This window comes from Pseudoalteromonas sp. H105, assembly GCF_001469215.1.
Classification (GTDB): domain Bacteria; phylum Pseudomonadota; class Gammaproteobacteria; order Enterobacterales; family Alteromonadaceae; genus Pseudoalteromonas.
Genome location: NZ_LOFH01000011.1, coordinates 73966 through 97671, shown reverse-complemented (window position 1 = coordinate 97671; position 23706 = coordinate 73966). Strand labels below are relative to the sequence as shown.

15 protein-coding genes are annotated in these 23706 nt (G+C 42.3%); 11 read left to right on the top strand and 4 right to left on the bottom strand.

Features of this window, described 5'->3' with window-relative positions:
• The first annotated feature begins 8 nt into the window (after nt 1-8).
• The 5 genes from ATS75_RS16820 to ATS75_RS16800 all read left to right on the top strand — a co-directional run bounded on the left by ATS75_RS16820 (nt 9) and on the right by ATS75_RS16800 (nt 7107).
• On the top strand, nt 9-2486 hold the full coding sequence (locus ATS75_RS16820; RefSeq protein ID WP_058561574.1) for a hypothetical protein: 2478 nt from the start codon (nt 9-11) through the stop codon (nt 2484-2486).
• A gap of 244 nt (nt 2487-2730) precedes the next feature.
• Nucleotides 2731-3543, top strand: coding sequence for a hypothetical protein (locus ATS75_RS16815; protein ID WP_058561573.1), 813 nt, complete (start codon nt 2731-2733; stop codon nt 3541-3543).
• Complete coding sequence (locus ATS75_RS16810) at nt 3543-4583, top strand: extracellular solute-binding protein (RefSeq protein WP_058561572.1); 1041 nt, start codon at nt 3543-3545, stop codon at nt 4581-4583. Before ATS75_RS16815 ends, ATS75_RS16810 begins: the two co-directional genes overlap by 1 nt.
• Entirely contained in the window at nt 4583-6082 is a 1500-nt protein-coding gene (locus tag ATS75_RS16805; RefSeq protein ID WP_058561571.1) for an ABC transporter permease, read from the top strand. Before ATS75_RS16810 ends, ATS75_RS16805 begins: the two co-directional genes overlap by 1 nt.
• Before the next feature lie 14 nt (nt 6083-6096).
• Complete coding sequence (locus tag ATS75_RS16800; RefSeq protein WP_058561570.1) at nt 6097-7107, top strand: ABC transporter ATP-binding protein; 1011 nt, start codon at nt 6097-6099, stop codon at nt 7105-7107.
• A 70-nt stretch (nt 7108-7177) separates the two neighbouring features.
• On the opposite strand, the gene ATS75_RS16795 is transcribed toward ATS75_RS16800, so the two are convergent.
• Entirely contained in the window at nt 7178-9952 is a 2775-nt protein-coding gene (locus ATS75_RS16795) for a collagenase (RefSeq protein WP_058561569.1), read from the bottom strand.
• Between the two features lie 413 nt (nt 9953-10365).
• Here ATS75_RS16795 and ATS75_RS16785 point away from each other — a divergent pair, with 413 nt between their 5' ends.
• Nucleotides 10366-11397 (top strand): LacI family DNA-binding transcriptional regulator, encoded by a 1032-nt coding sequence (locus ATS75_RS16785; protein WP_058561567.1) that lies wholly within the window; start codon nt 10366-10368, stop codon nt 11395-11397.
• Nucleotides 11398-11642: 245 nt separating this feature from the next.
• On the opposite strand, the gene gtfA is transcribed toward ATS75_RS16785, so the two are convergent.
• Entirely contained in the window at nt 11643-13115 is a 1473-nt protein-coding gene (gtfA, locus tag ATS75_RS16780; RefSeq protein WP_058561566.1) for a sucrose phosphorylase, read from the bottom strand.
• 176 nt (nt 13116-13291) lie between these two features.
• Here gtfA and ATS75_RS16775 point away from each other — a divergent pair, with 176 nt between their 5' ends.
• The 5 genes from ATS75_RS16775 to ATS75_RS16755 all read left to right on the top strand — a co-directional run bounded on the left by ATS75_RS16775 (nt 13292) and on the right by ATS75_RS16755 (nt 20743).
• Complete coding sequence (locus ATS75_RS16775; RefSeq protein ID WP_058561565.1) at nt 13292-14521, top strand: MFS transporter; 1230 nt, start codon at nt 13292-13294, stop codon at nt 14519-14521.
• 168 nt (nt 14522-14689) lie between these two features.
• Nucleotides 14690-17086, top strand: a complete 2397-nt coding sequence (locus tag ATS75_RS16770) for a TonB-dependent siderophore receptor (protein WP_058561564.1) — start codon at nt 14690-14692, stop codon at nt 17084-17086.
• A gap of 61 nt (nt 17087-17147) precedes the next feature.
• Nucleotides 17148-18098, top strand: coding sequence for a carbohydrate kinase family protein (locus ATS75_RS16765; RefSeq protein WP_058561563.1), 951 nt, complete (start codon nt 17148-17150; stop codon nt 18096-18098).
• A gap of 298 nt (nt 18099-18396) precedes the next feature.
• Nucleotides 18397-19935: a catalase gene (locus ATS75_RS16760; protein ID WP_058561562.1), complete on the top strand. Its 1539-nt coding sequence runs from the start codon at nt 18397-18399 to the stop codon at nt 19933-19935.
• Nucleotides 19936-20266: 331 nt separating this feature from the next.
• A complete protein-coding gene (locus ATS75_RS16755; RefSeq protein WP_058561561.1) occupies nt 20267-20743 on the top strand; it encodes an ankyrin repeat domain-containing protein in 477 nt (158 codons plus the stop codon).
• Between the two features lie 103 nt (nt 20744-20846).
• Here the strand turns inward: ATS75_RS16755 and ATS75_RS16750 are convergent, their stop codons facing one another.
• Complete coding sequence (locus ATS75_RS16750) at nt 20847-22349, bottom strand: trehalase family glycosidase (RefSeq protein WP_058561560.1); 1503 nt, start codon at nt 22347-22349, stop codon at nt 20847-20849.
• Entirely contained in the window at nt 22349-23596 is a 1248-nt protein-coding gene (locus ATS75_RS16745; RefSeq protein WP_058561622.1) for an MFS transporter, read from the bottom strand. The genes ATS75_RS16750 and ATS75_RS16745 overlap by 1 nt, the downstream gene beginning before the upstream one ends.
• Between the last annotated feature and the right edge of the window lie 110 nt (nt 23597-23706).

Sequence of the window (23706 nt, the reverse complement as noted above, 5' to 3'; positions counted from 1 at the left end):
ACCAGAACATGAAAAATTTATTACTCACACTCGTGACCACAGCACTTATTGCTTGCCAACCAATTCCCAATAATCACTCTGTAAATAATCAGCACAGCACTCAACACGCTGAAAAAACAACGACAAACTTAAATGTTGATCTCAGTGTGCAAGGTTACACCAGCACATTAAAATCAATGGATGTTAAATTTTTAGGCAAAACAATTCCCTACACATACAGCGAGGGCAAAATTGGTAACAGCCGAGGGTATGATTGGTGGGTCAGTAAACACTTCGCATTGAAAAGTGATTTACCAAAAGAAAAAGTGATTTTGTACCTTGAGCTATTAGAAATGGCCTACCCGCATTATGTGGCTCTTTTTGGAATGGCACCACCCAACATTGAGCGTCAACGCATTGCTGTGGTATATGGCAGCTCACGTGCCAGAGTGCGAGAAGCGATGCTTGATGATGGTTTTTTACGCGGCGTACACAAACACGCAGGCGGCGAAACCATGTTTTATAATCGCGCGGGTTATAACTTTCCAAGTCACCGTGAGCATCACCAACGCTATATTGTCATTCACGAAACCATGCATGCATTTCACATGGCACTGAACGGCCACTCAACATGGGCACCTAATTGGATCACTGAAGGGTTAGCTGATTCTGTTGCCCATCATGTTTACGACCCTGAGCAAAAACAACTCACTGTTATGGTGTTTGACCGTGCCCCAATGAACTACATTGAAACGGGCCTTAAACAATACTACAGTGCAAACGAGCCTACTATTGAACAAATAAATGACGACCCAGCTTTAAAGCGCGGCCTTAACTTTTTTATTATACATTATCTTTTAAGTTCACCTGAGCGTGCTCAATACTTTGGCTATTTCGTTGAACAACTTCGCTTAGCTAATCCACACAGTGAAGCAACACTTTCAACAGCAAATACCTTACTCAAAAAAACCTTTAAAGACTGGCAAAAAATCGAGCAAGGGTTTGCTGATTTTGTGCAATCAATCAAGCCTAGCTTCCACATTGTTAATGGTCCGTGGGAACAAAATGGCAACGCATACTGGCTACGAAATACCGATGCAAAAGAACTATCACGATTAGACATCAACCCTGCAATGCAAGCCACGCACCCTGTTATGGACTTTCCTGCGCCGGTTAAAAACAAATTAATCAAAGTAAATGATAAGCAGCATGTTTCGGTCCTGCTTAATTTTGAGCCGGCTCAATTAAACAGAGGCGAAATAGGCTTTGCTTTACAAGGTCAGCGCAGTGAACAAAACCAACAATTTCGTACTTCGTTTATTGGTAAAGAAGAAGCAAGTGACGACCAGTTACTTAAATTTATTGTTAAAGATGCCCAGCGCTTAATGATCAGTGCTAACCACGTTAAAGGTCTTAAGCCACAAAGTATTGCACTTTCACCTGCAATAAAAGCCGCACTTGCACAAAATCATACTTTAGGGCTCAACCTTTCTTTAACTGATACCCATATAGCCATGACGTTAAACGCAGAGCTGAACAATAATGTAATTGAACAGCATTTTACCCTGCCACTTAATAGCACACAGTTAGAAAAGCTTGATGCACAAAAAATAAGCCTGCTGAGCAAAAACAATAACCATACAGTGACGCCCTATTTATACACGCATCAAGCACACAACACACAACTAACTGCTAATGCGTCACTGACAAACCCGTGGCTATTTAAAGGCGATGACTTACTCGAACGTGTTTTTAAAACCTGCCAACAACACAGTACACAACTAACTCAATGTGATGAAGAATTAAGCCAATTGATGGCTAAAATACCCAAGGCTGATTTACATACTGAAGTGCAAAATACACTGACCAAAGTTGCCAAAGATTATCAAAACACACTCAATCACGATGGGTTTAATACGCTATCAGGTGTACGTAGTACGATTGAATACCACCATGCAAAACCCTTTTTAAACGTGGAAAACCCCAGCGAATTTGATGTAAAACTCTCTGCAAACGTTGAGCTTAAATCACGCTCTGGTCGTGTAACTGACATTGCTATGTTAGAGCAAACTCTGGCTCCCGGCGTTCACACCATTGCGCTGCCACATGATGAAAACGCACACACAGTAACCGTCAACCAAACGCTATACTGGCAATCGCTTGTGGCAAAAGCAACATTGCAGAATACGGTGAAACCGTTTAATGGGGTTGAATTGAGTGTATCTCACCAAAAGAACGATAACGGACATTGGCTATTTACAACAGGGCTAACAGGGCCTTACTCAGGAAAAACGTCTGGGAAAATTACGTTGCATACCAATGCGTTTAATCAACTCAGTGCAAACAACACACAACAACACGAGGTGGTCATTGCACCTTATGAGCAAAAAAACTATGAGTTTGAAGTTACCCCAACGAATCAACCACAACTTATCACTATAACGGCGCTTTTAGATGTCGATGGTGAAGCAATTCGTTTAATAGAAACGGTCAATTTCACTAAATAACCCCCATTAAAACGCCCTTTACTATGAAAATAGTAAAGGGCGTTCACTTTTTAAAATACGTCTGTTTAGATTATTTTTCACCCAGATAGATAATCCCCAGCTCACCTAGATGCGTATCACTGCTTAAATGCCCAAAAGTAATAACAAAATTACCGCTAAATGCCTTTTTTGATTTATTTGATTTTGGTTATTTTTACGGATATGATAATGGCTATCATTTACAATTACGTTTTGGATCTCTTTCATGAATGCATTATTTAAATCAGCAACTACCTTGGGTGTTAGCCTTCTTTTAGTGTCAACCTTTGTTACACAACCTGCTTACGCCAATGGTCCAATCGGTGAACATGTAAATCACCTGCAAGCCAATATTAAAGATTACTCAGAAGAAGTAGAGTGGATGGTTGCTAAAGTAGACACATTAGTAAGCAACTATGAGGCTAAAGGTGCAAAAGCTGTAAACAGTGATGATTTAATTGAATACTGGGAATCAGTTAAATTTCACAGCGCAATTGAAACCAATTACGTACCTGTTTACGCATCAATTTGGCAGAGCCTGTATGGCATCAAAATGGCGATTGATAACAACAAGCCTGCAAGCGACGTACGCAAACAACAAACAGCTTTAAATGCGGCCTTATGGCAAGGCCTTGGTGCCGTTAAATTAGCGGCAAAGTTTCAACAAAAAGGCGTGCTAGATGCTGTTAAAACTACCGCAACAGAAAACATGACACAAAGCGCCACCGTTGACGAAATCAAACATAAACTTGACCGCGTTGTGGCAAAATATGCAGAACGTTTAAGCGATGAAGCAACTAGCATTGTTCACGATACCTACTTACACCTTTTTGAAGGGATTGAAGGCACATTAATTGAGCAAGATGCAAACCTAGTAGAAGTGCTTGAAAAAGACTTTAACGTCACATTACCAAAAGCCATTTCAGACAATAAAACAGTGGACCAAGTGCGTGATGTAATCACGGATATGCAGACCAAACTTGACCGTGCAAAAGCATTGATAGAGAAAGCCGAAAAAACACGTAAGGATGTTTTTTAGTGGAGCGTAGAACCTTTATACAAGGCCTTGCTGCGATGGGGGTAATGGGAGCACTCCCGTTGTCACTCTCTCAAGCATTTGCCGCCACTGTAGCAAACCCGGTTTCAGTCGAGGATTTACCCAAGCTTAAAGGAGCACTAACACTTTATTTAGGCCGTGGTGAAGGCGGGTTATATGAAGATGTGCTCAAAGCAATCGAAAAGAGAAACCCCGATCTTAAACTCGCAATACGTCGCGGCCCAACCGCTGCGTTAGCGAATACTATTGTTGCCGAAGCAAAAGCGGGCATTAGACGTGCCGATTTGTTTTGGGCTGTTGACTCGGGGGCTATTGGTTTAGTCTCTGATGCAGGACTTGCACAACCTATGCCTAGCGATTTAGCGGAACAATTACAACCGCAGTTTCGCTACAAAGATTGGGCACCCGTAACGGGAAGAGTGCGTACCCTGCCTTTTAATACAGCAAGGCTTACGAAAGAACAAATTCCTACAAGTATTATGGATATTGCAGACAGCGATTTAAGCATAGGCTGGGCACCCGCTTATTCTTCATTCCAATCATTCGTTACTGCAATGCGTTTACTTGAAGGTGATGATAAAACCGTTAAGTGGCTTAAAAAAACCAAACAGCGCGCCAAAACCTATGCGGGTGAGTTAGGTGTAGTAATGGCTGTTGAGCGTGGTGAAGTGGATATTGGTTTTGCCAATCACTATTACACATTACGATTAAAATCTGGGAAGCCTGATGCAAAACTTGATTTAGCCTTTACCGAGCAAGATGCGGGCTGTTTAGTCAATGCTTCAGGTATTTTGGCTTTAAACCAAGATCCACTGGCAACCAACTTTATGCGTTACTTATTAAGCACCCAAGTGCAACGTTATTTAGCACAAGAAGCCTATGAAATACCTTTGGTTAACGGCGTAGCGCAACCAGAAGGACTGCCTTCTTTAGCGGCTATTTCACCACCAAAAATTGATTTAACTCAGCTAGCTGATTTACGACCAACCATAGATTTGATGCGAAATAGCGGCGTACTTTAATGCGATTACCAGCCTCCTACCCGATGGCGCTGCTTGCAGCGCTTATCACACTGACACCTGTTTTTATTTTAATTACGCTGGCCTCTGATGCCAGTTCTTTTTTTGATAGCCATCATTTAACCATACTTGGTAATACCTTATCTTTAATGCTATTAACCGTACTTGGCTCTATTTTAATTGGCGTACCGCTGGCCTTTATAAGTGCCTATGTTGTGCTGCCTTTTAAAAAGTGTTGGCTTGTTTTTTTTGCTGCCCCGTTAGCCATTCCAAGTTACATTGGCGCATTTACCTTGTATGCCGCATTTGGCACAGGGGGTGAAATACATAACCTTCTTGGTATTGAATTGCCTGCAATGGATGGTTTGAGCGGCGCAGCGATTGTCATGACGTTATACACATTTCCTTTTGTGATGATGACGACGCGTTCAGCCTTACTTAGCCTTGATGCGAGCATGGTTAATGCGGCTCGTACGTTAGGCATGTCGATGACGCAAAGTGTATTTAAGGTCATTTTACCGCGGGTAGTGAACGGTATTGCCGCCGGTTCATTGCTTGTTGCCTTATATACACTCTCTGATTTTGGTACCCCCGCGATGATGCGACTTGATACATTTACGCGCGTCATTTATGTTGAATACAATGCATTTGAGCTAAGCCGTGCTGCCATGTTGTCTTTACAGTTAATGGTCATTGTCGGCTTTTTACTACTGATCGAATCGCAAATAAAAACAGCCAGTGAGCGACATGGTCGCCCCTTAATTTTATTTCCTAAAAAATGGCAATTAGCCGCGATGTTTGCCACTTTTGCACCCGTACTTTTACTCGCAATAGGCCTGCCTTTGACAATTTTTGCCCTTTGGCTTGCACGAGATGGCTTAAGCAGTTTTGATTTTAGTATTGCATGGCACTCTGCGTACGCCTCTGCGATTGCTGCTGTGGTTGCGGTTATCGTCGCCATTCCCGTTGCTCATGCCGCATTAACTGGAAAAGCAGGCCGAGTGATGGAACGCGTAACTTATTTTGGCTTTGGTATTCCAGGTATCGTGATGGGCACCGCGCTGGTCTATGGGGGCTTGCAATTGCCATTTTTATACCAAACGTTGGGGCTATTAATTATTGCCTACATGCTGCGTTTTTTACCTCTCGCTGTAGGGTCAGTAAGAACCAGTACTGAACACCTCGACCCTAGTTTAGTAAACTCAGCTAGAGTGCTTGGCGCGAGCCCTCGTGAAGCCTTTACGCGTATCACATTACCTCTAACAATGCGTGGAATTGTAGCGGGTGCGGCACTGGTGTTTTTAGAATCAATGCGCGAATTAGAGGCCACGCTTTTACTTGGTCCTACAGGGTTTGAAACCCTCTCAACTTATTTATGGCGAGTCTATGAAGCGGGCTATTTTGGCCGCGCCGCTATTCCTGGCTTATTGCTTGTGGTGATTTCTGCCTGTGGTTTAGCTATCATGATGTCTGGCGAAAAACGTCAGCAACTCGATCATTGAGGATATAAATAATAATGTTATCTGTAAGTCAGTTGTCTATAGATTACGGCAGTAACCGTGTTGTGAGCGACCTTAACTTGTCGCTCGAAAAAAGTGAAATCCTCATGCTTGTTGGTCCGACAGGGTGTGGTAAAAGTACAATATTACAAGCGCTCGCTGGGCTTATTCCAATTAGTGAAGGCAACATTAAAATGGGCACGTGGCATGCAACGCCTAAACACACTGTTCCGCCAGAAAAGCGCAGTGTGGGCATGGTGTTTCAAGACTTTGCTTTGTTCCCTCATTTAACGGTTAAGCAAAACATTTGCTTTCGGTTAAAAGATACTGCCATTGCCGATCACTGGATCAAATTGCTTGGCCTTGAGGCATTTGTTGATAAAAAACCGGCAACGCTTTCTGGTGGTCAAAAACAACGTGTGGCACTTGCACGAACACTGGCCCACCAGCCTGACTTTGTACTATTAGATGAACCTTTATCAAATCTTGATGCTGCCCTTAAAGATATGTTGCGCTGGGATATTCGTAATGCGTTAAAAGAAGCGGGCGTACCGGCTATTTGGGTGACTCACGATCAAGAAGAAGCACTATCTATTGGTGATCGTGTCGGTATTTTACAAGCGGGTAACGTGCAGCAAATTGATACGCCTGAACGTTGCTTTAGTCTGCCTAAAACACGGTTTGTTGCACGCTTTTTAGGTGAAGCCAGCTTTATATCAGGGCAGTTTGCCAATAATCAAGCAACCACTGCAATAGGCAATGTACCTGCACATGCCATTGATACAGAAGAAGGTGATGTAGACGTTTTATTACGACCTGATGATGTGGTTTTAGTACAAAGTAACGTAGGCAGTAATGGCACTGTAGTGTGGGTTCGTTTTGAAGGCACCAGCCGACTATGCGCCATCGAACTGGCGTGTAAAACCATTGTCACCAGTCGCGTTAGCCATGAGCTTATTGTAAGACCGGGCGATAATGTACATGTATCGCTAAGCACCTCTCATCCATTAGCGGTATATAAACGCTGAACCCTGCATAATAAAAAAGCCCATTATCATGGGCTTTGCGTAGGAGTTTTACTTTTATAATTAAGTGTTATTAACGACAGCCTTGGCTATTAAAATCAACCACTAAGCTTGCACCATTGCTAGTACCTGAAACCTTCAAGTAACCCCAATACTCACTTTGATTAGTGATATAGATGCACTCACTGTTACCGCTATTACTTGAAAGATCAATTTCATTACGACCATTTGGCCAACCACTTGCTGCATAGCTCAAGCTGATATCGCCTGAACCATTGGCTGTAGTAATTGCCACACCACTTTGGCTTTGCACATCCGCGATGCTAAACCACATCGGATCGCTGTTACCCAAACAAATTACCTCGCCATCATTTAATCGGCCATTACTGCGGCTACCTTGCGAAGCACACACATCAGGCACATTTGAGGTTGCTTGAATATATGAGGCTGTTAATTGAACATTTTCAAATGCGTTGTAACCTCGCAGCATCACGTGGTATGTCCCCTCTTGCACAGGGTTAATAGCGCACTGCTCTTCATTTCCACCGATGTAAGGACGGCAATCATAAATTGCTTCCGTCGGCGTTGCTTCGTAGCTGACATATAAGTCGGCATCACCCGTTCCACCGGAAATCGTAATAGCTAAATCACTGGCACCTTGTGGCACAGAAAACGTAAAGTACTTGAGTTCATCTTGTGCACCACTGATATTGACAGTTTGGTTATTCTGTAAAATACCATCCCCAACAGGAATCGCCTCTTCAATCGTCGCCGTAGTTGTAACTGTTTGGCTTGCCCCTTCATTATCCGTGACAGTGAGGCTGACACTGTACTCACCCGCACTGGTATAAACATGGGTAGGATTTACTTGGTTAGACGCACTGCCATCACCAAATTCCCATTGGTAAAGCTCAATCGTGCCATTACTGTCATTACTACCATTACTGGTAAAACTGACCTCACTATTTTGCGTGCCTAAGTACGGCCCGTTAATTTGCGCAACCGGCGCAGGGTTCGTCGTGGTTCCTGCAACTAAATCATCACACCACTGCACAAATTCATTCTCGTAACTATTGGCCCATTGTACTGTTTTAGCTTTATATGCACTCCAATCACCCACGCGGGTTTTTGCCAGCATTGCATTCACTTCGTCATTATGGCGTTCAAACATAAAGCGCACAGCGAGGTAACCCCAGCGATAAATACGGTCTTGATCAAACCCATCATAATTAGTGGCAAATATTTGCGCGAGTGTAAAACGAGAGCCATCACTGATGGTTGCTTTTGCGGCATCATTATCATTTAAATTAGCCACATACTCTGCAACCCCTTCAGACCACCAAACAATGTCCTCTGTTGGGGAGTTAAAGTTGCCGTATAAGTCAAAACGACCGTCTAGGTAATGCACATACTCGTGCTCTAAGTTCCACACATAGTGATCGGCTTTTGCATAACTGGCTTCATAAGCAATAAAGTTTGCTTGGTTGCCAACAACAGATGGGTCGCCTTCTAAATACATGCCGCCATTATTGGTGTTAATACCAAAAATAACCCCTGCATATTTACCGTAATCGTCGCTACTATCAAAAATATTAACTTGTAAAAAGCTATTGTTATCATCAGCAACGGGAGTGTTATTGGTGGCCAGTTTTGTATGAAACAACCCTTCTTCAGCGCCCATTGCATCACACGCGGCAGCATGCTGCGCAGCAGTCATATTTTGCGAACGAATTTTAATCGTGCTACTGCAGCTATAACTTTGTGACAGCGCTTGACCTATCAGGTTATCCACAAACCCACAAATACCATAATCATTACAATCTGCGTAATAACTTACCGAGTCAGCTGCCGCGAGCCAAACAGCATCACCATAACCAAAACTAGTATACGTTGAAAAAATAGCATTTAAGCCAGCATCTACATTACTTTGAATCGGTGTGTTTGCGTATTGCTTTAACCGAGCAAGCTCGCTAGCTGCATTAACAATAAGGTACTGCGCGTCTGATCCGATCATCCATTGTTTTTGGGTAAACGCATTGAGCTTTGTCACTAAATCAGTGTCTTTACCGACTGCCGTAACAAATTCATCATTCCATTGACCACGGTATAACAGGGTAAAAATACCATTCACTGCACTGCGGACATTCCACTTAGCGGCGTAGCTTTCATTAAAACGGCTCAACCATTGTTTAACAACTTCGAGGTAACGATGCTGTTGCTCTGAACTATCCATTGTGATGATTACTTCGTTTAACGTCTTAGCATGGCCGTCGTTATCGTCGTAAAAATGACTATTGGCAACAAAAGCATCTATCGCCCCCACAACAGCGGGAGTAACCCAGGTTGCAAAACTCACATTGTCGTTATAAAACTCAGTGTAAAAACCGGTACGCAGGTACAAAAATAGCGCTTCTAACTCAACATTTCCGCCACCAGTATAAGTCTGTGATAGTGACTTTGCATGATTTGCAACAGCAAACATATTATCAGACGTGAACACCTGACTCTGTATTGATGCAGAGGCACTAAACAACTCATTAATACATTGTGTACCTTGGCTTTTAATTTCAGTAATAAGACTTGATGAACTCGCGTTTGCTAACGCAGTCAAATCACACGTCACAGCGGCTGCTTGCATTGTCATCATACGCACGCTCAAAAGCTGCGGTTGGCTCTGCACTTTTGCAATGGGTGCTTTTTCGTTATGGTTTTGTTCAACACCGTGATGATGCACACGCTCAACAACGGCTGCCTGAGGTTTAAATGTTCGTTCCCCCACTTTGTCAGCCAATGCCATTGAACTCATGCCCAATATCGGTAACGCCAGAATCAGTGTATTAATTTTCATACTCTACCTTTGATTATTAGTGTGTTCTCAATCTAGAACGGGTTGTTGAGGTACAGTTTGTAACATTTAATTATCATTGTATACAATATATTTTATATAACATTAACGAATATTAATATATTGGTTTTAATAAAAAACTTAAAACCAATCCTTTTGGGTTTGTTTTTTATTGAGATTAAGCACTATTTAGCAAAGCTGAATATCAAGCTCTCTAAAATAGGCCCACACAAAAAAGATCCGCTTGGCATATCCTGTTTATTACTCCATGGGTTATTAGAGACAGCAGCTTGTTTGCACGCGCAATCGTTAAAAGAAGCGACTCACAATGACTCTTTTATACAATTAGCACTTTGATTTAAAGCCAGATATGGTAATTTACTCTTTCAATCAACATCCTCGCTTGAGAAGGTTATATGAGTACAAAAAACCATTGGACACTAAAAAGTATTGCAAAAGAATTAGGCGTTTCAAATGCCACAGTGTCAAATGCGTTTAACCGCCCGGATCAATTATCAAAAAATCGCAGAGAATCGATTTTAGCGGCATGTAAAGAGCTGGGATATTTTGGTCCAAACAAGGCGGCTCAATCTCTGCGCCGAGGTAAATTTAATATTATTGCTTTGGTGTTACCTGATAGCGTTGAGTATATGGTGTCAGATCCTGTGGCGAGCAGCTTTATGCGTGGTGTTGCGTCTGTGCTAGAAAAAAGCGGAAATAACCTTTTGTTGTTTTCTGGCAATAACGACAATTTAAACAGTGTTGTTGATTTTGTTGATGGCTTTATTTGCTATGGCCGACCACGAAATCAGCTCTTAGTAGAACAACTAAAAACGGTGCCTAAACATGTTGTGACTGTTGATTTTGATATAGGCCGCAATGCCTCTGTGAATATAAATAATGAGCAAGCTAGCTACGAAGTCGCAAAACATGCCCTGCAACATAAAGGTGACCACGTTGCCATTTTAGGACTGCGCTTGCTTGATGAAAACGTACTATGCCGTGTATATGAACACCATGAATTTGAAGCTGGGCAATCAATCGCGCACCAACGATTACGGGGTTATCAAAAAGCCCTCGCAGAACAAGGTATCCCCATTGAGGAAGATCGCATTTGGAATATTCCTGAAAGTACTGAGCGCTATGCGAGCATTGCTGCTAAAGAAGCTCTGTGCAGTCTACCTCGCCCATCAGTCATGCTGTGTATGAGTGATCTCATTGCCCTTGCAACAATGCGCGAAGCAATAAAAATGGGCTTAAAAATACCTGACGATATCAGAATTGTTGGGTTTGATGGCATTGATGAAGCACAACGATTCGTGCCAAAGCTCACTACTATTCACCAAAACAGTGAAGAAAAAGGCGCACTAGCCGCTAATTTGTTTATCACCAAGGAAGAAGAGAAAGCATTGATTAACCACGAGCTGCAATTAGGTCAAAGTGGCTAGGGTCTGTTGACCTTTTCGGATTAAAACTTGTTCAAACTAGGGGCGGTTTAATCGCGGCGCGAGGCTTATAACCTAGTGGGCTAAATCAAAGCTTGCGCGCCCTGCTCACGCCCTTATCTACATCCATATAGCTAACAAAACGTAAATAGCCCCTAGACAGAACCCAAAGAGCAGCACCTGTTTGGCATTGATGCTGCATTTCGCCTATTTATGGAGGATAACTACACGCAAGGACTGTGCTCACATTACGCTAATAAATCACTTAACGAAGTAAACACTTGTGCTGATGAGTTATGTTCAATGATGCTCGCTTCACGATCTTCAAAGTTTATTTTGAGTTCAATAGCATTGTCATCTTTAAGCCATTTTAGGCTACAACTATTTGCGCTTCCTTCAACACTAAATTCGCCGTCAAATGCACCGTGCGTGTTGCGAATAGCAATCAGTTTAAGGAGCCCTTTAACCACGGGCTTTGCTAATGACGCTGAGATGAAATCTGCATCTAAATACGGGCGGTTAATATCACGTCCCACGTTTGATTTTGCCAGTAACGCCATGTCATTTTCACAGGCGAATAATCCACCATAATAAACTTGAGGCACACCTGGTGCAAAAAACTGGATCGCTCTTGCAATTAAGTAATCAAAATCACTCGCGCCTAGGGCATTATAATACGTGCAGTTGACTTGATATAAATCTACATTACTGGCAGCAGCCCCCGTTGCTTGACGACTTTGATTATGGCTATTAGCGTGTATTGTCTCTACTAAATTATCAATTTGCACCGCATCTAACAGACCCGCTTTATCACCCATCGGACCGGCATCAATAATGCCAATACCGTCGTGAGTATCAAGCACCGTTAGGCAGTTTCGTGGTGACATTTTAAGCCATTGCACCAATGCATCACTATTATTAGTAAATAAGCTATGCAAAATCAGTGGTGGTAATGCGAAATCGTAGACCATATTAACGCGTTTAGCGACTTCAACCTGTGTTTGGTAATGACTATGGATTTCAGCGATGGTTTCCATGCCTAAGTCATTGGCTTGCGCAGATAGTTTATCTAAATAATCAAAGGTTTGATCCAGCATAAAACAGTTAGTGCCCGCCTCTTTAATCGCATAACCCGCTGCATCTAACCGAATGATATTGACATTATTCTGTGAAAACTTGGTCAGCACATTATCGAGGTATTCAACACCCGCAGCAGATTTTACATTGATGTCAATTTGGTTATCGGTAAACGTCGTCCAAAAATCGTAAGTTGTACCGTTTCCACATGTGATCGGTGTAAAACAACTACCTGGTCGAGGGCGATAAATAGCCGCCTGTTCAGCGTCGCTCATACCATCTGGAAATACATCCTCTTTGGTTAAAAATAAATCCCAATAAGCCGACTTCTCACCGTTCATGAGCACATCTTTAAATTGAAATGACTGTGCCGACACATGATTCACAATTAAATCAGCCATCAAATCATAATGTTCACCCAACGTGTGAATATCTTGCCATGTGCCAATTCGCTCATCAACAGCGCTATGATCAATCGGGTCAAACCCCGCATCACTGCCATCTATTGGATTATAAAAAGGCAACAGGTGTACACCACCAAACACATTTTTAAGCGGGCCATTGAGTAGAGTGGATAAAGCATTGATGCCTTGCCCTGTGATGCGATCTGCATAGGTGATCAGTTGAACTTTATTCTTCATCATGTGTAAATACCAAGTTGAATCTTAATCGATTAAGATATATCTTTAACTAGGAAACCAATTTTTACAAGAAGTTTTTACAACTTTGATACAAAAACGGGATGGTTAAACTATCATTTTATAATTAATGTACTGAGTTAATTATAAAAAATACTTAATCACCTAACGAGGATATAAAGATGAACAAAACGCACACACTCGTTAGCAATACTTCATTGCAACACATACGCTGGCTCACATATATGATGTTCTTTATGTTTGCTATGACCTCAGATGCAGTTGGCATGATCATCCCTGAGCTTATAAAAGAATTTAACCTAACGATGACGCAAGCCAGTGCGTTCCATTATGCCCCTATGGCTTTAATTGCCCTAAGTGGTCTCTTCCTGGGTTTTTTAGCGGATAGCTTTGGCCGCAAACAAACCATCATGCTGGGATTATTAATATTCTCTATCAGCTGCTTTTTGTTTGCCGTTAGCAGTAGCTTCATTATTTTTGTATTACTTTTATGCTTAATAGGTTTAGCAATCGGTTTATTTAAAACCGGTGCATTGGCGTTACTTGGCGATATTTCACAAAGTAATAACGACCACACAAAAACCATGAATAAGGTAGAAGGCTTCTTTGGTATCGGCGCCATTGTAGGGCCTGCCTTAGTGAGCTTTTTATTAACCCAACAAGTAAGTTGGACTTATTTATACATCATTGCTGGTGTTATGTGCTTGATTTTAGCAGTACTTGCCTGGCGTGCAGACTACCCGCCAGTTGTAAAAACGACGGCAAAACCCACCTCACTTGCAACCACCATGAAGATGGTGAAAAACCCTTATGCACTGGGTTTTTCATTGGCTATAGCACTGTATGTGGCAACAGAAGTGGCTATTTATGTATGGATGCCGACCTTGCTCGCAGACTACACGGGATCATGGACACTCATGGCGACCTATGCCCTGACAATCTTTTTTATCCTGCGCGCCGCTGGCCGTTTTATCGCTGTGTGGTTACTTAACCGCTTCAGCTGGCAAAGTGTCATGGTTTGGCTAAGCTTCGGGATAGCTGCTTGTTATATCGGGACATTAATAGGAGGCGTCAATGCAGCGGTCCTATTGTTGCCTCTCTCAGGCTTGTTCATGTCAATGGTATACCCAACACTCAACTCTAAGGGTATTTCATGCTTTGCGGTGCAACAACATGGTGCAGTTGCGGGCGTTATTTTATTCTTTACCGCCCTGTCAGCGGCTTTAGCGCCTCTGTTTATGGGTATGATCAGCGACATGTTTGGGCATGTGAAATACGGCTTTATTCTCGCGACAGGCTTTGCGATATTGCTCTTTGTCGCCATGTTATATAACTACTTTAAAGACCCTTCAGCACAGGCATTGCAACAAATTGACGCAGCTCTCGATTAATTTGGTGCAAAAAAGCATTATAAAAAGTCGTTTAAAAACAATGGAAGAGCAAAAAACAAACGTTTTAATACAAAAATAAGTTGATTAATGTAAAATCTTTGTTATTTTTACTTAATCGATTAAGTAAAAATAACAACCCTATTGGGTAAGTAATCAACGAGGCATATTATGACAACACACAACACAACACTTTATTTACTAAGTACACTTGCTTTAGCTGTGAGCCAAGGATTATATGCGCAAGAAGCACAACAACAGACCGAAGCTAAAAAAGGCCTTGAAACCATTGTTGTAACCGGTGTACCAAGACGCACCACTATCATGGCATCCAGTGTTTCAGTTAGCAGTGTTTCTCTGAATGAGATTCAAGTTGCCACTCCTCGCTCAACAGCAGAAGCCTTTAGAATAATTCCGGGTGTTCGTTCAGAATCGACCGGTGGTGAAGGCAATGCAAATATTGCTGTTCGTGGTTTACCTGTTGCCTCTGGGGGCGCAAAGTTTTTGCAACTCCAAGAAGATGGCCTTCCTATTATGCAGTTTGGCGATGTTGCATTTGGTAACGCCGACATTTTTATGCGATTAGACAGCACAGTACAAACGGTTGAGTCAATTCGTGGCGGGTCAGCCTCTACCGCTGCCAGTGATGCCCCAGGCGGTATTATTAATATTATTTCAAAAACCGGTGAAGAAGAGTCAGGCTCTGTTGCGACCACTATCGGACTTGATTATGACTCGTTAAGAACTGATTTTGAATACGGTACTTACTTAAACGACAGTGTGCGCTTTCATGTAGGTGGTTTTATTCGCCAAGGCGAAGGACCTCGCGAAGCGGGTTATACGGCTAACAAAGGCGGCCAAATCAAAGCAAACCTAACAAAAGAATTTGATTCAGGGTATGTACGTCTTTACTACAAGCATTTAGATGATCAAAGCATCGGCTACTTACCAATGCCAATGTACGCTGATGGTAGTTCTATTAAAGGGTTCGATGCACAAACAGACACGCCACATTCAGCACAGTTCTTATCTACCACTCGCTTAGATGGCAATAACCAAATTAGCCGCGGCGATATGCGAAACGGTATGAACCCACAAGTAGATGCTGTTGGTTTTGAAGCCGTGTTTGATTTAGATAACGATTGGCGTATTGAAAACCGCTTCAGAAAATCATCAGTCAGCGGTAATTTTACCTCCCTCATTCCCGCAGAAGTTGGCAGCGCAAGTGATATCGCGGCGAGCATTGCAGGCTCTGGCGCAACGTTAAATTACGCGACAGGGGGTTCTCAAGGGCAAGCCTTTACCGATGAACTTGCTATGCGTATTCATACATTTGATGTCACCATGAATGACTTTGGATCAATCGTAAATGATTTCAAACTAACCAAAGAACTGAGCGACGATACCAGCGTAACCCTTGGCTATTATGCATCAAGTCAAACCATTAGCATGTCATGGCTTTGGAACTCATATTTAATGGAATTAAAAGGCGATAATGCGGCACTACTTGATGTATTTGCACAAAATGGTGATAGCTATTCTGATAGCGGATTATATGCATATGGTACGCCTTACTGGGGTAATTGCTGCCAACGTAACTATGATACAGATTATGAAACCCGTGCACCCTATGTTGCATTTTCAACCAAGCTCGGTGATGTAAGCATTGATGCAAGTGCCCGTTACGACAGTGGTGAAGCGCGAGGTACCTATGCGGGCGCTGTCACATCAACCGTTGACATGAATCGCGATGGCGCGATTTCAATCCCTGAACAAAATGTTGTTGGTATTGATATTAGCAACCCAAGCATCGTTAATTACGATTGGAACTACACCTCTTACTCTGTCGGTGCTAATTACCAAATTGATCCAAGCCTTGCTGCATTTGCACGTATTAGCCAAGGTGGTCGCGCCAATGCTGACCGCTTACTGTTTGGTAAAGTCCAAGCGGATGGGTCTGTTGCCGATGAAGACGCGGTAGATGAAGTAAACCAATATGAATTTGGTGTGAAAAAACGATTTGACTCATTATCAGTATTTGCGACCGCATTTTACGCTGAAACGGAAGAGCAAAACTTCGAAGCAACGTCACAAAAATTCTTTGACCGTGAATACGAAGCAAAAGGGATTGAACTTGAATCAACTTACTTCGTAGACGCATGGGATTTTCGCGGTAACTTTACTTGGACTGATGCTGAAATTGCAAAAGATGCGCTAACACCTGAGGTGGTGGGTAACACACCGCGTCGCCAAGCTGACTTCATTTATTCATTGATGGCGCGTTACAACTTTAACAAAGGCTCTGCTGGTATGAGCTTTATTGGTACCACTGACGCTTATGCTCAGGATAATAATGATCTTAAATTTGACGGCTACACACAGGTAAATGGCTTTGTAAGCTACGATTTATCTGAAAACCTTAATCTTGCTTTCAACGTAAACAACCTGTTCGACACGGTGGGTATTACTGAAGCAGAAGAAGGTAGCGTACCAGACAATAATATTATTCGTGCCCGTGCTATTAACGGCCGTACAACGTCATTAACGTTAAAGTACTTATTTAACTAAACGAATACTCTCCCTTGTTGAGTGCCCAGCTATTTTGCTGGGCTTTTTAAGGTTTTAAGACATGAAAAAATTATTGAGCTTTGGCGAACTCCTTATCGATATGCTCCCAGTTGATAATGACAACAGTGCCTATGCACCTATCCCAGGCGGAGCACCTGCAAACGTGGCTGTTGGGTATCAAAAACTAGGTGGTGACGCTTATTTTTGCGGTGGTATGGGTAATGATCATTTTGCAAGTCAATTGCGACACTCACTCGAACATTACCAAGTCGATACCGAGTACTTATTTACCATCGAAAAGGCACAGACAGCCCTTGTTATCGTCAGCCTAGACGAGGTGGGTGAACGTAGTTTTAATTTTTATCGTCATAACACTGCTGATTTGTTGGTGACTAAAGCGCATATAGAAAAAATAAACTGGTTAGCGTTAAGCACATTTCATTTTTGTTCTAACACGTTGACGCATGACAACATTAACATGACGACATTAAGCGCATTACAGGCTGCTCACTCTCACAACATATTAGTGAGTTTTGATGTCAATTTACGCTACAGTTTGTGGTCAGACACTGCTGATATTGCAAAACGTGTGTTTGCTTGTTACCGCTTTTGCGATGTTGTTAAGCTCTCTGCTGATGAGTTAACGTTTTTAGCAAAGCAAACAACCACCTCGCCATTAGAGTATATTCAGTCACTGTTAGATGAAGGCGTCACCTTGGTCTTTTTAACTGACGGTGCTAACCCTGCTAAAGTCTACCACCAAACATTCGTTATCGAACAAGCAGCGCCCTTCATTAAGCCTGTTGATACCACCTGTGCCGGCGATGCCTTTATTGCAGGCGTGTTATATCACTTAAACCATACCCATACAGAACTTGAATTAACTGAAAAGTTAAACAGCAGTCATTATGTGAAAGAGGCGCTTAACTTTGGCCTAAAATGTGGCTCAAAAGCCTGTTTAGTTAAAGGCGCTTTCCCAGCACTGCCTAATAAAAAGGCAATCCTAGATTAAGGCTATGGTTTAAAAGGCCTAGTAAGGCCTTTAAGCCCGTCGTTACGGATTAAAATGCGAGATGCCACTTACGTTAACCCCATGCCTGAGCGTGTTGTTTTACTATTAGCCACGGCAATTGGTCAACAACTCCGCTCACCTTTATCAAATCGATAGTAGCAATAACAACATTTCAATCAATCCATAATACAAATCACAACAATCTAAACAATCAATTTTACCGAACAACTGCAATTCCATACACTGAGCTCAGTTTAAAGCTTGCATGGCGCAAGCGCTAAAATACATGAGGTCGACTATGAATACTCAATTTAACAAAATTAAATATAAACCAGCGCTCACACTGAGTGCACTTGCATTAGCCATCGCGCTTCCAACCAGTGCTAGCACTACGTTAACCAAAGACAATGGCGCGGCAGTTGGTGATAACCAAAATTCAATCACTGCCGGTGAGCGCGGTAGTGTGTTACTTGAAGATGTACAGTTAATTCAAAAACTGCAACGCTTTGCCCGCGAGCGTATTCCTGAACGTGTTGTACATGCCCGCGGGACTGGAGCTCATGGGGTGTTCATTGCTAGCAAAGAGTTAGATGATTTAACGATTGCAGCGCCGTTTAGTGAAGCAGGCAAAGAGACTGAAGTGTTCGTGCGTTTCTCTTCCGTTATTCACTCTAAAGGTAGCCCTGAGACATTACGTGACCCACGCGGGTTTGCGACTAAGTTTTACACCGAAGAAGGGAATTGGGATTTAGTGGGTAATAACTTACCCGTATTCTTTATTCGTGATGCCATTAAATTCCCAGACATGGTGCATTCTCTGAAGCCATCACCGGTGGATAACATTCAAGATCCAAATCGCTTTTTTGACTTTTTCTCCTATGAACCAGGCTCAACCCATATGCTAACGTGGGTATACAGCGATTACGGCACGCCAGCAAGCCTTCGTAAAATGGATGGGTGGGGTGTACACGCATACAAAATGATAAACCAATCAGGGGACGTTAAATACGTTAAGTTTCATTGGGTCAGTCAGCAAGGAATCGATAATCTAGATAGCAAACAAGTCGCTAAGGTGCAAAGTCAAGATTTTCAACACTTAACGCGCGATTTGTATCAAGAGATAGGCAAAGGTAACTTCCCGAAATGGGATCTGTACATTAAAACCCTTAAGCCATCACAGCTTGATGACTTTGATTACAACCCGTTAGATGCAACCAAAATGTGGCTAAACGTTGAAGAAACAAAAGTCGGTACACTGACACTAAACCGTATGCCGACTAACTTTTTCCAATCCACTGAACAAGTAGCGATGGCGCCAGGTAATATTATTCCGGGTATTGAGCCGTCTGAAGACCGCTTATTGCAAGGGCGTGTATTTTCGTACTCTGATACCCAAATGTATCGTCTAGGTGCTAACCACCAGCAACTGCCCATTAACCGTGCAAAAGTGGATGTTGTAAATTACAACCAAGACGGCGCAATGAATTATGGCAACACCACTAGCAATGTGAACTATCAACCAAGTCACGAAAATGTCAGTGAAAACCCACTTGCACGAAGAAGCCAAACCGAGCTTAAAGGCTATGTACAGCAAGCAGCGATTAAAAAGCAGCAAAACTTTGCCCAAGCGGGTGTGCTATACAGAGGCTTTAGCAAGCAAGAGCGTACTAACCTCATCAATAACCTAGCCGGTGATTTAGGCAAAGTACAAAACAGCGATGTGAAGCACAAAATGCTCAGCCACTTTTACAAAGCTGATAGTGACTATGGCACACGTTTAACCAAGGCCGTAAACGGTGATATCAAAATGGTTAAACAACTGGCCGCAAAGCTGTAACCCTTTAATTACTTATTCTCCAACTTTATGAGGAAACTGAGGGTCTGTTGACCTTTTAAGATTGAATTTGCAGCAGTCTGTTTGGTATTTAGGCAAGGCAGCGCCTATGTAGTGTGGTTATTCCCCATAAATAAGCGATAACGCAGCATCAATGCCAAACAGGCGCTGCCCTTTGGGTTCTGCCTCGGGGCGATTTACTCTTTGTTGCTCGGTTTTTACTTAGCCCACTAGGTTACAAACCTCGCGCCGCGATTAAACCGCCCCGAGTTTGAACAAATTTCAATCTACAAAGGTCAGCAGACCCTGGCCTTCCTCTCTTATAGGATAACTTATGCGTAAACTATTTATTATTCTTGCCATTGTTTTAAGTTTTAACTCAGAAGCCGTTGAGCCTGCACGCGCTGACGCACAATCACAATACGACAATTTACTTGCCTACTATTTTGCAGCAGCCCGTACTGGCGATGAACAGGTAATTCAACAATTTGTAACCGCGGGCATTCCAATTGATAGCTATAACAACAAAGGATATACAGCATTAATGATTGCTACTTATCACGGTCACAAAAACACGGTAGATTCATTATTAAATTTAGGTGCTAATGCATGCCTTGAAGACAACCGCGGTAATACCGCACTCATGGCAGCCATTTTTAGAGGTGAATTTAATATTGCCAAAACCCTAGTGAGCCTTGACTGCGATACTCAGCATGCAAATAAAGCAGGCCAAACAGCAGAGCAATTTGCACAAACATTTGGTCAAGAAAAAGTCTTGGCGCTAATTTCATCGATAAAATCAAAAGACTGAACAAGAACTGCTGCGCTGTGAAACCTACGTATCCATAAGGTTTACAACAGCGCCTTGTCATAATAAGTATTGACTGCCCTTTTACTCAGTAAGGTGGATAAAGTTACTTATTTAACAACTGGTAAAAACGCGATGTCACGCCGTTAGTCCAGCCAAATCCTTGCTGAACAGTGTACTCCCCCCCGCCGGCACGGTTATTTACATTACACACATCATATTTTTCAAGCAAACAGCCGTCCTTCGAAAATCCCGATTCAATGGTATTGAGCCAACGCGTCATAATTATCTTCGCATCGTCGTCAAAGTGATAATGCTGCAATCCCTTAACAGCAAACCAGTGCAATGGCGCCCAACCATTAGGGCTATCCCACTGTTGAGCGGTCTCATTGAGTGTAGTAACTAACCCTCCCGCTTTTAAAAAGTCGGTCATGAGTTTTGTTTTTACCTGTTGCGCTTGCTGATCACTGGCACACTTAACAAATAATGGCACCACACTCGCTAATGATAAAACAGGTGATTGGCAGGCCTTGCCGTAGTTATAATCGACATAAAAACCCACCTTCTCATCATACAAATACCGATTAATGGCCTCTAAGCGCAAGGCCGCGAGTCGTTCATACTGATGTTGTTTTTCATTGTAATTTAATACTTTACAGTAACGACCTAGTAAATTTTCAAGGTTGTACAATAAACAATTTAAATCAACAGGAATGATGTCTGTGGTGCATATACTAATTAGAGAGTGAGAGTCAGCCAACCAACGACTACTAAAATCCCAGCCTGATTCGCATGCGGCTCTTATATGTTGATAATAACGCGCCCTTTGCGACTCAGGTAAAACGGCTGCATCCTCTAAATCTTCACGTAATGATTCAGGCCTTGGCCTTGCAACATCATCCCAATAACGATTTAAACGTGCGCCGCACTCCATCTGTGCTATGCGCCTCAGAGCAGGTGTCTGCTTTGATAACAAATCACTGCCAATCATCCAAAAAGCATACTCTTCTTCAAGTGCTTCAACACAGCGGGCTAACCACTTAAAATCGGCTTTTTGACAATATTTAGCCTGCCAAAGTAAATCAACCATTAAAGCCATTACAGGGGGCTGCGAACGAGAGCTGTAATACAGTCTATTTCCATTGGGAATACAGCCATTACGGGCCTGTAAATCAATGAAATTGAATAACATTGCTTCAATGCTGTCTAAATCATTAATGTCTTGCAAGCCTAAAGACGTAAAATAACTATCCCAATAATAAATTTCTTGAAACCGGCCACCTGGCACAATATAGCTGTGCTTAAGCGGGAGCAAAGAACTGCTTTTCACTTCATCAGCAGGACGATGTAATTTAGGCCACAATTGAGCAATATACGTTTTCGCATTATGACTTTGTGAGGATTCTAGGGCAATATCGGTTGATTCAAGCGTAAAGTGCTGTGCAACAAACTCTGTTAGCTGTTGTTTATCCAATGGTCGAACTTGTAAATAGTGTTCGCAAGCAGCTTGCCAACTTTGCTTTGCGATTGCATCTGAAAATGTTTTGCTATCATCAAATATTGCAGCTAATTGTACATCTAAAAACAATTGGCTCTGTAGAAAATTCATCACGATTCTTTTACCTTCTTAGCGCTCACATCTAGGGTCATTTTTTTGAATAAAGTCACACTCGCTAACAGCAAACAAATTGGTACAAGTGTTAAGTAAAATGCGTGCTGCCCACTAAACCTATCAAAGATGAAACCAGTAAGGATCGATCCCGTTGTTCCGCCAAGCGCTGAAAACACCACAATTAACCCCGTCATAGCAGCTTGTTGGTGTGCCGCTAATGCGCTGAGCATAACTGAATTAAGGAGTGGATAAAGCGGCGCCATAAAAAACCCAATCAATGGCAACATATAGGCTGCAAAAGGAACATCAAACACGCTCTGCACTTGGCTGCCATCAATATTATGAGTAAGTGGTAACACTAAAAGAACAAGCCCAGCCATCGCAACTAAGCAACCAATCAATAAGCTATACCAGCCAATAAAACGCAGTAACTGCCCTGCCACCAGCCGACCTATTGCCAGCGCACCAGCAAATATACTTGCCAGTTGTATACTCACATCCACCGGCAACTTAAGTACTTGGTTGTTAAAGGTAGGCAACCAAGTACCCACGCCTTGCTCAATTAATACATATAAAAATGCACTAATAATAAAAATAAGCACCAGCGGTTTATAAGCAAGTGCCAACATGTCTAAAAAAGCACGCCATTGACTACTAGGCAGTGTTTCTTTTTGAGGTGATTGAATAGGCGAAAAAAGAACACTGATAAATGCAATGCCCACCAGCCCGGCTAAAAGATAATACACATTTAACCACGATGTATCTGAGTCATTGCCACTGCCAATAAAACTTGAAAACACCCAATAGCCAGACAGCACGCCGACCATAAAAATACCTTCAATGGTATTGAGCAGCGCAGAGTGTTTATTTGCATTGTTAGCCACCTGCCCAATCACTGAGTAAACCGAAATCTTCATGATCGCAAAGCTACACCCTATAACAGCAAACAGGAGCTTAAACACATAAAACTGTGCAATTGATGGCACCACTAAACATATTAATGTTACCGCGCCCAAGGCGACTAGCATTGCAAATTTATACCCGACTCTGGGAATAAACGATGCAACAACAAACGAAAAAACAGCAATTGATAAGTCTTTATAACCTTCTAAAACAGAAGCGTGTGTTTTAGTAATATCAAAACTGTTGATGGCTTGTAAAATGACGGTACCGACGCTATTGAGCAATATTGCAAACACAAAGTAGCTGCATGCCAAGCCTATAATTATTCTTAGAAGGTTCATGTGTGTTACCTCATGTTGATTTCTTTTAGCATAGTGCAGTAAAAAACAAAATGCAAACGTTTGCATTTTATACCCACTTAATCACTCATTTTACCGTCTTATTGTGTTAA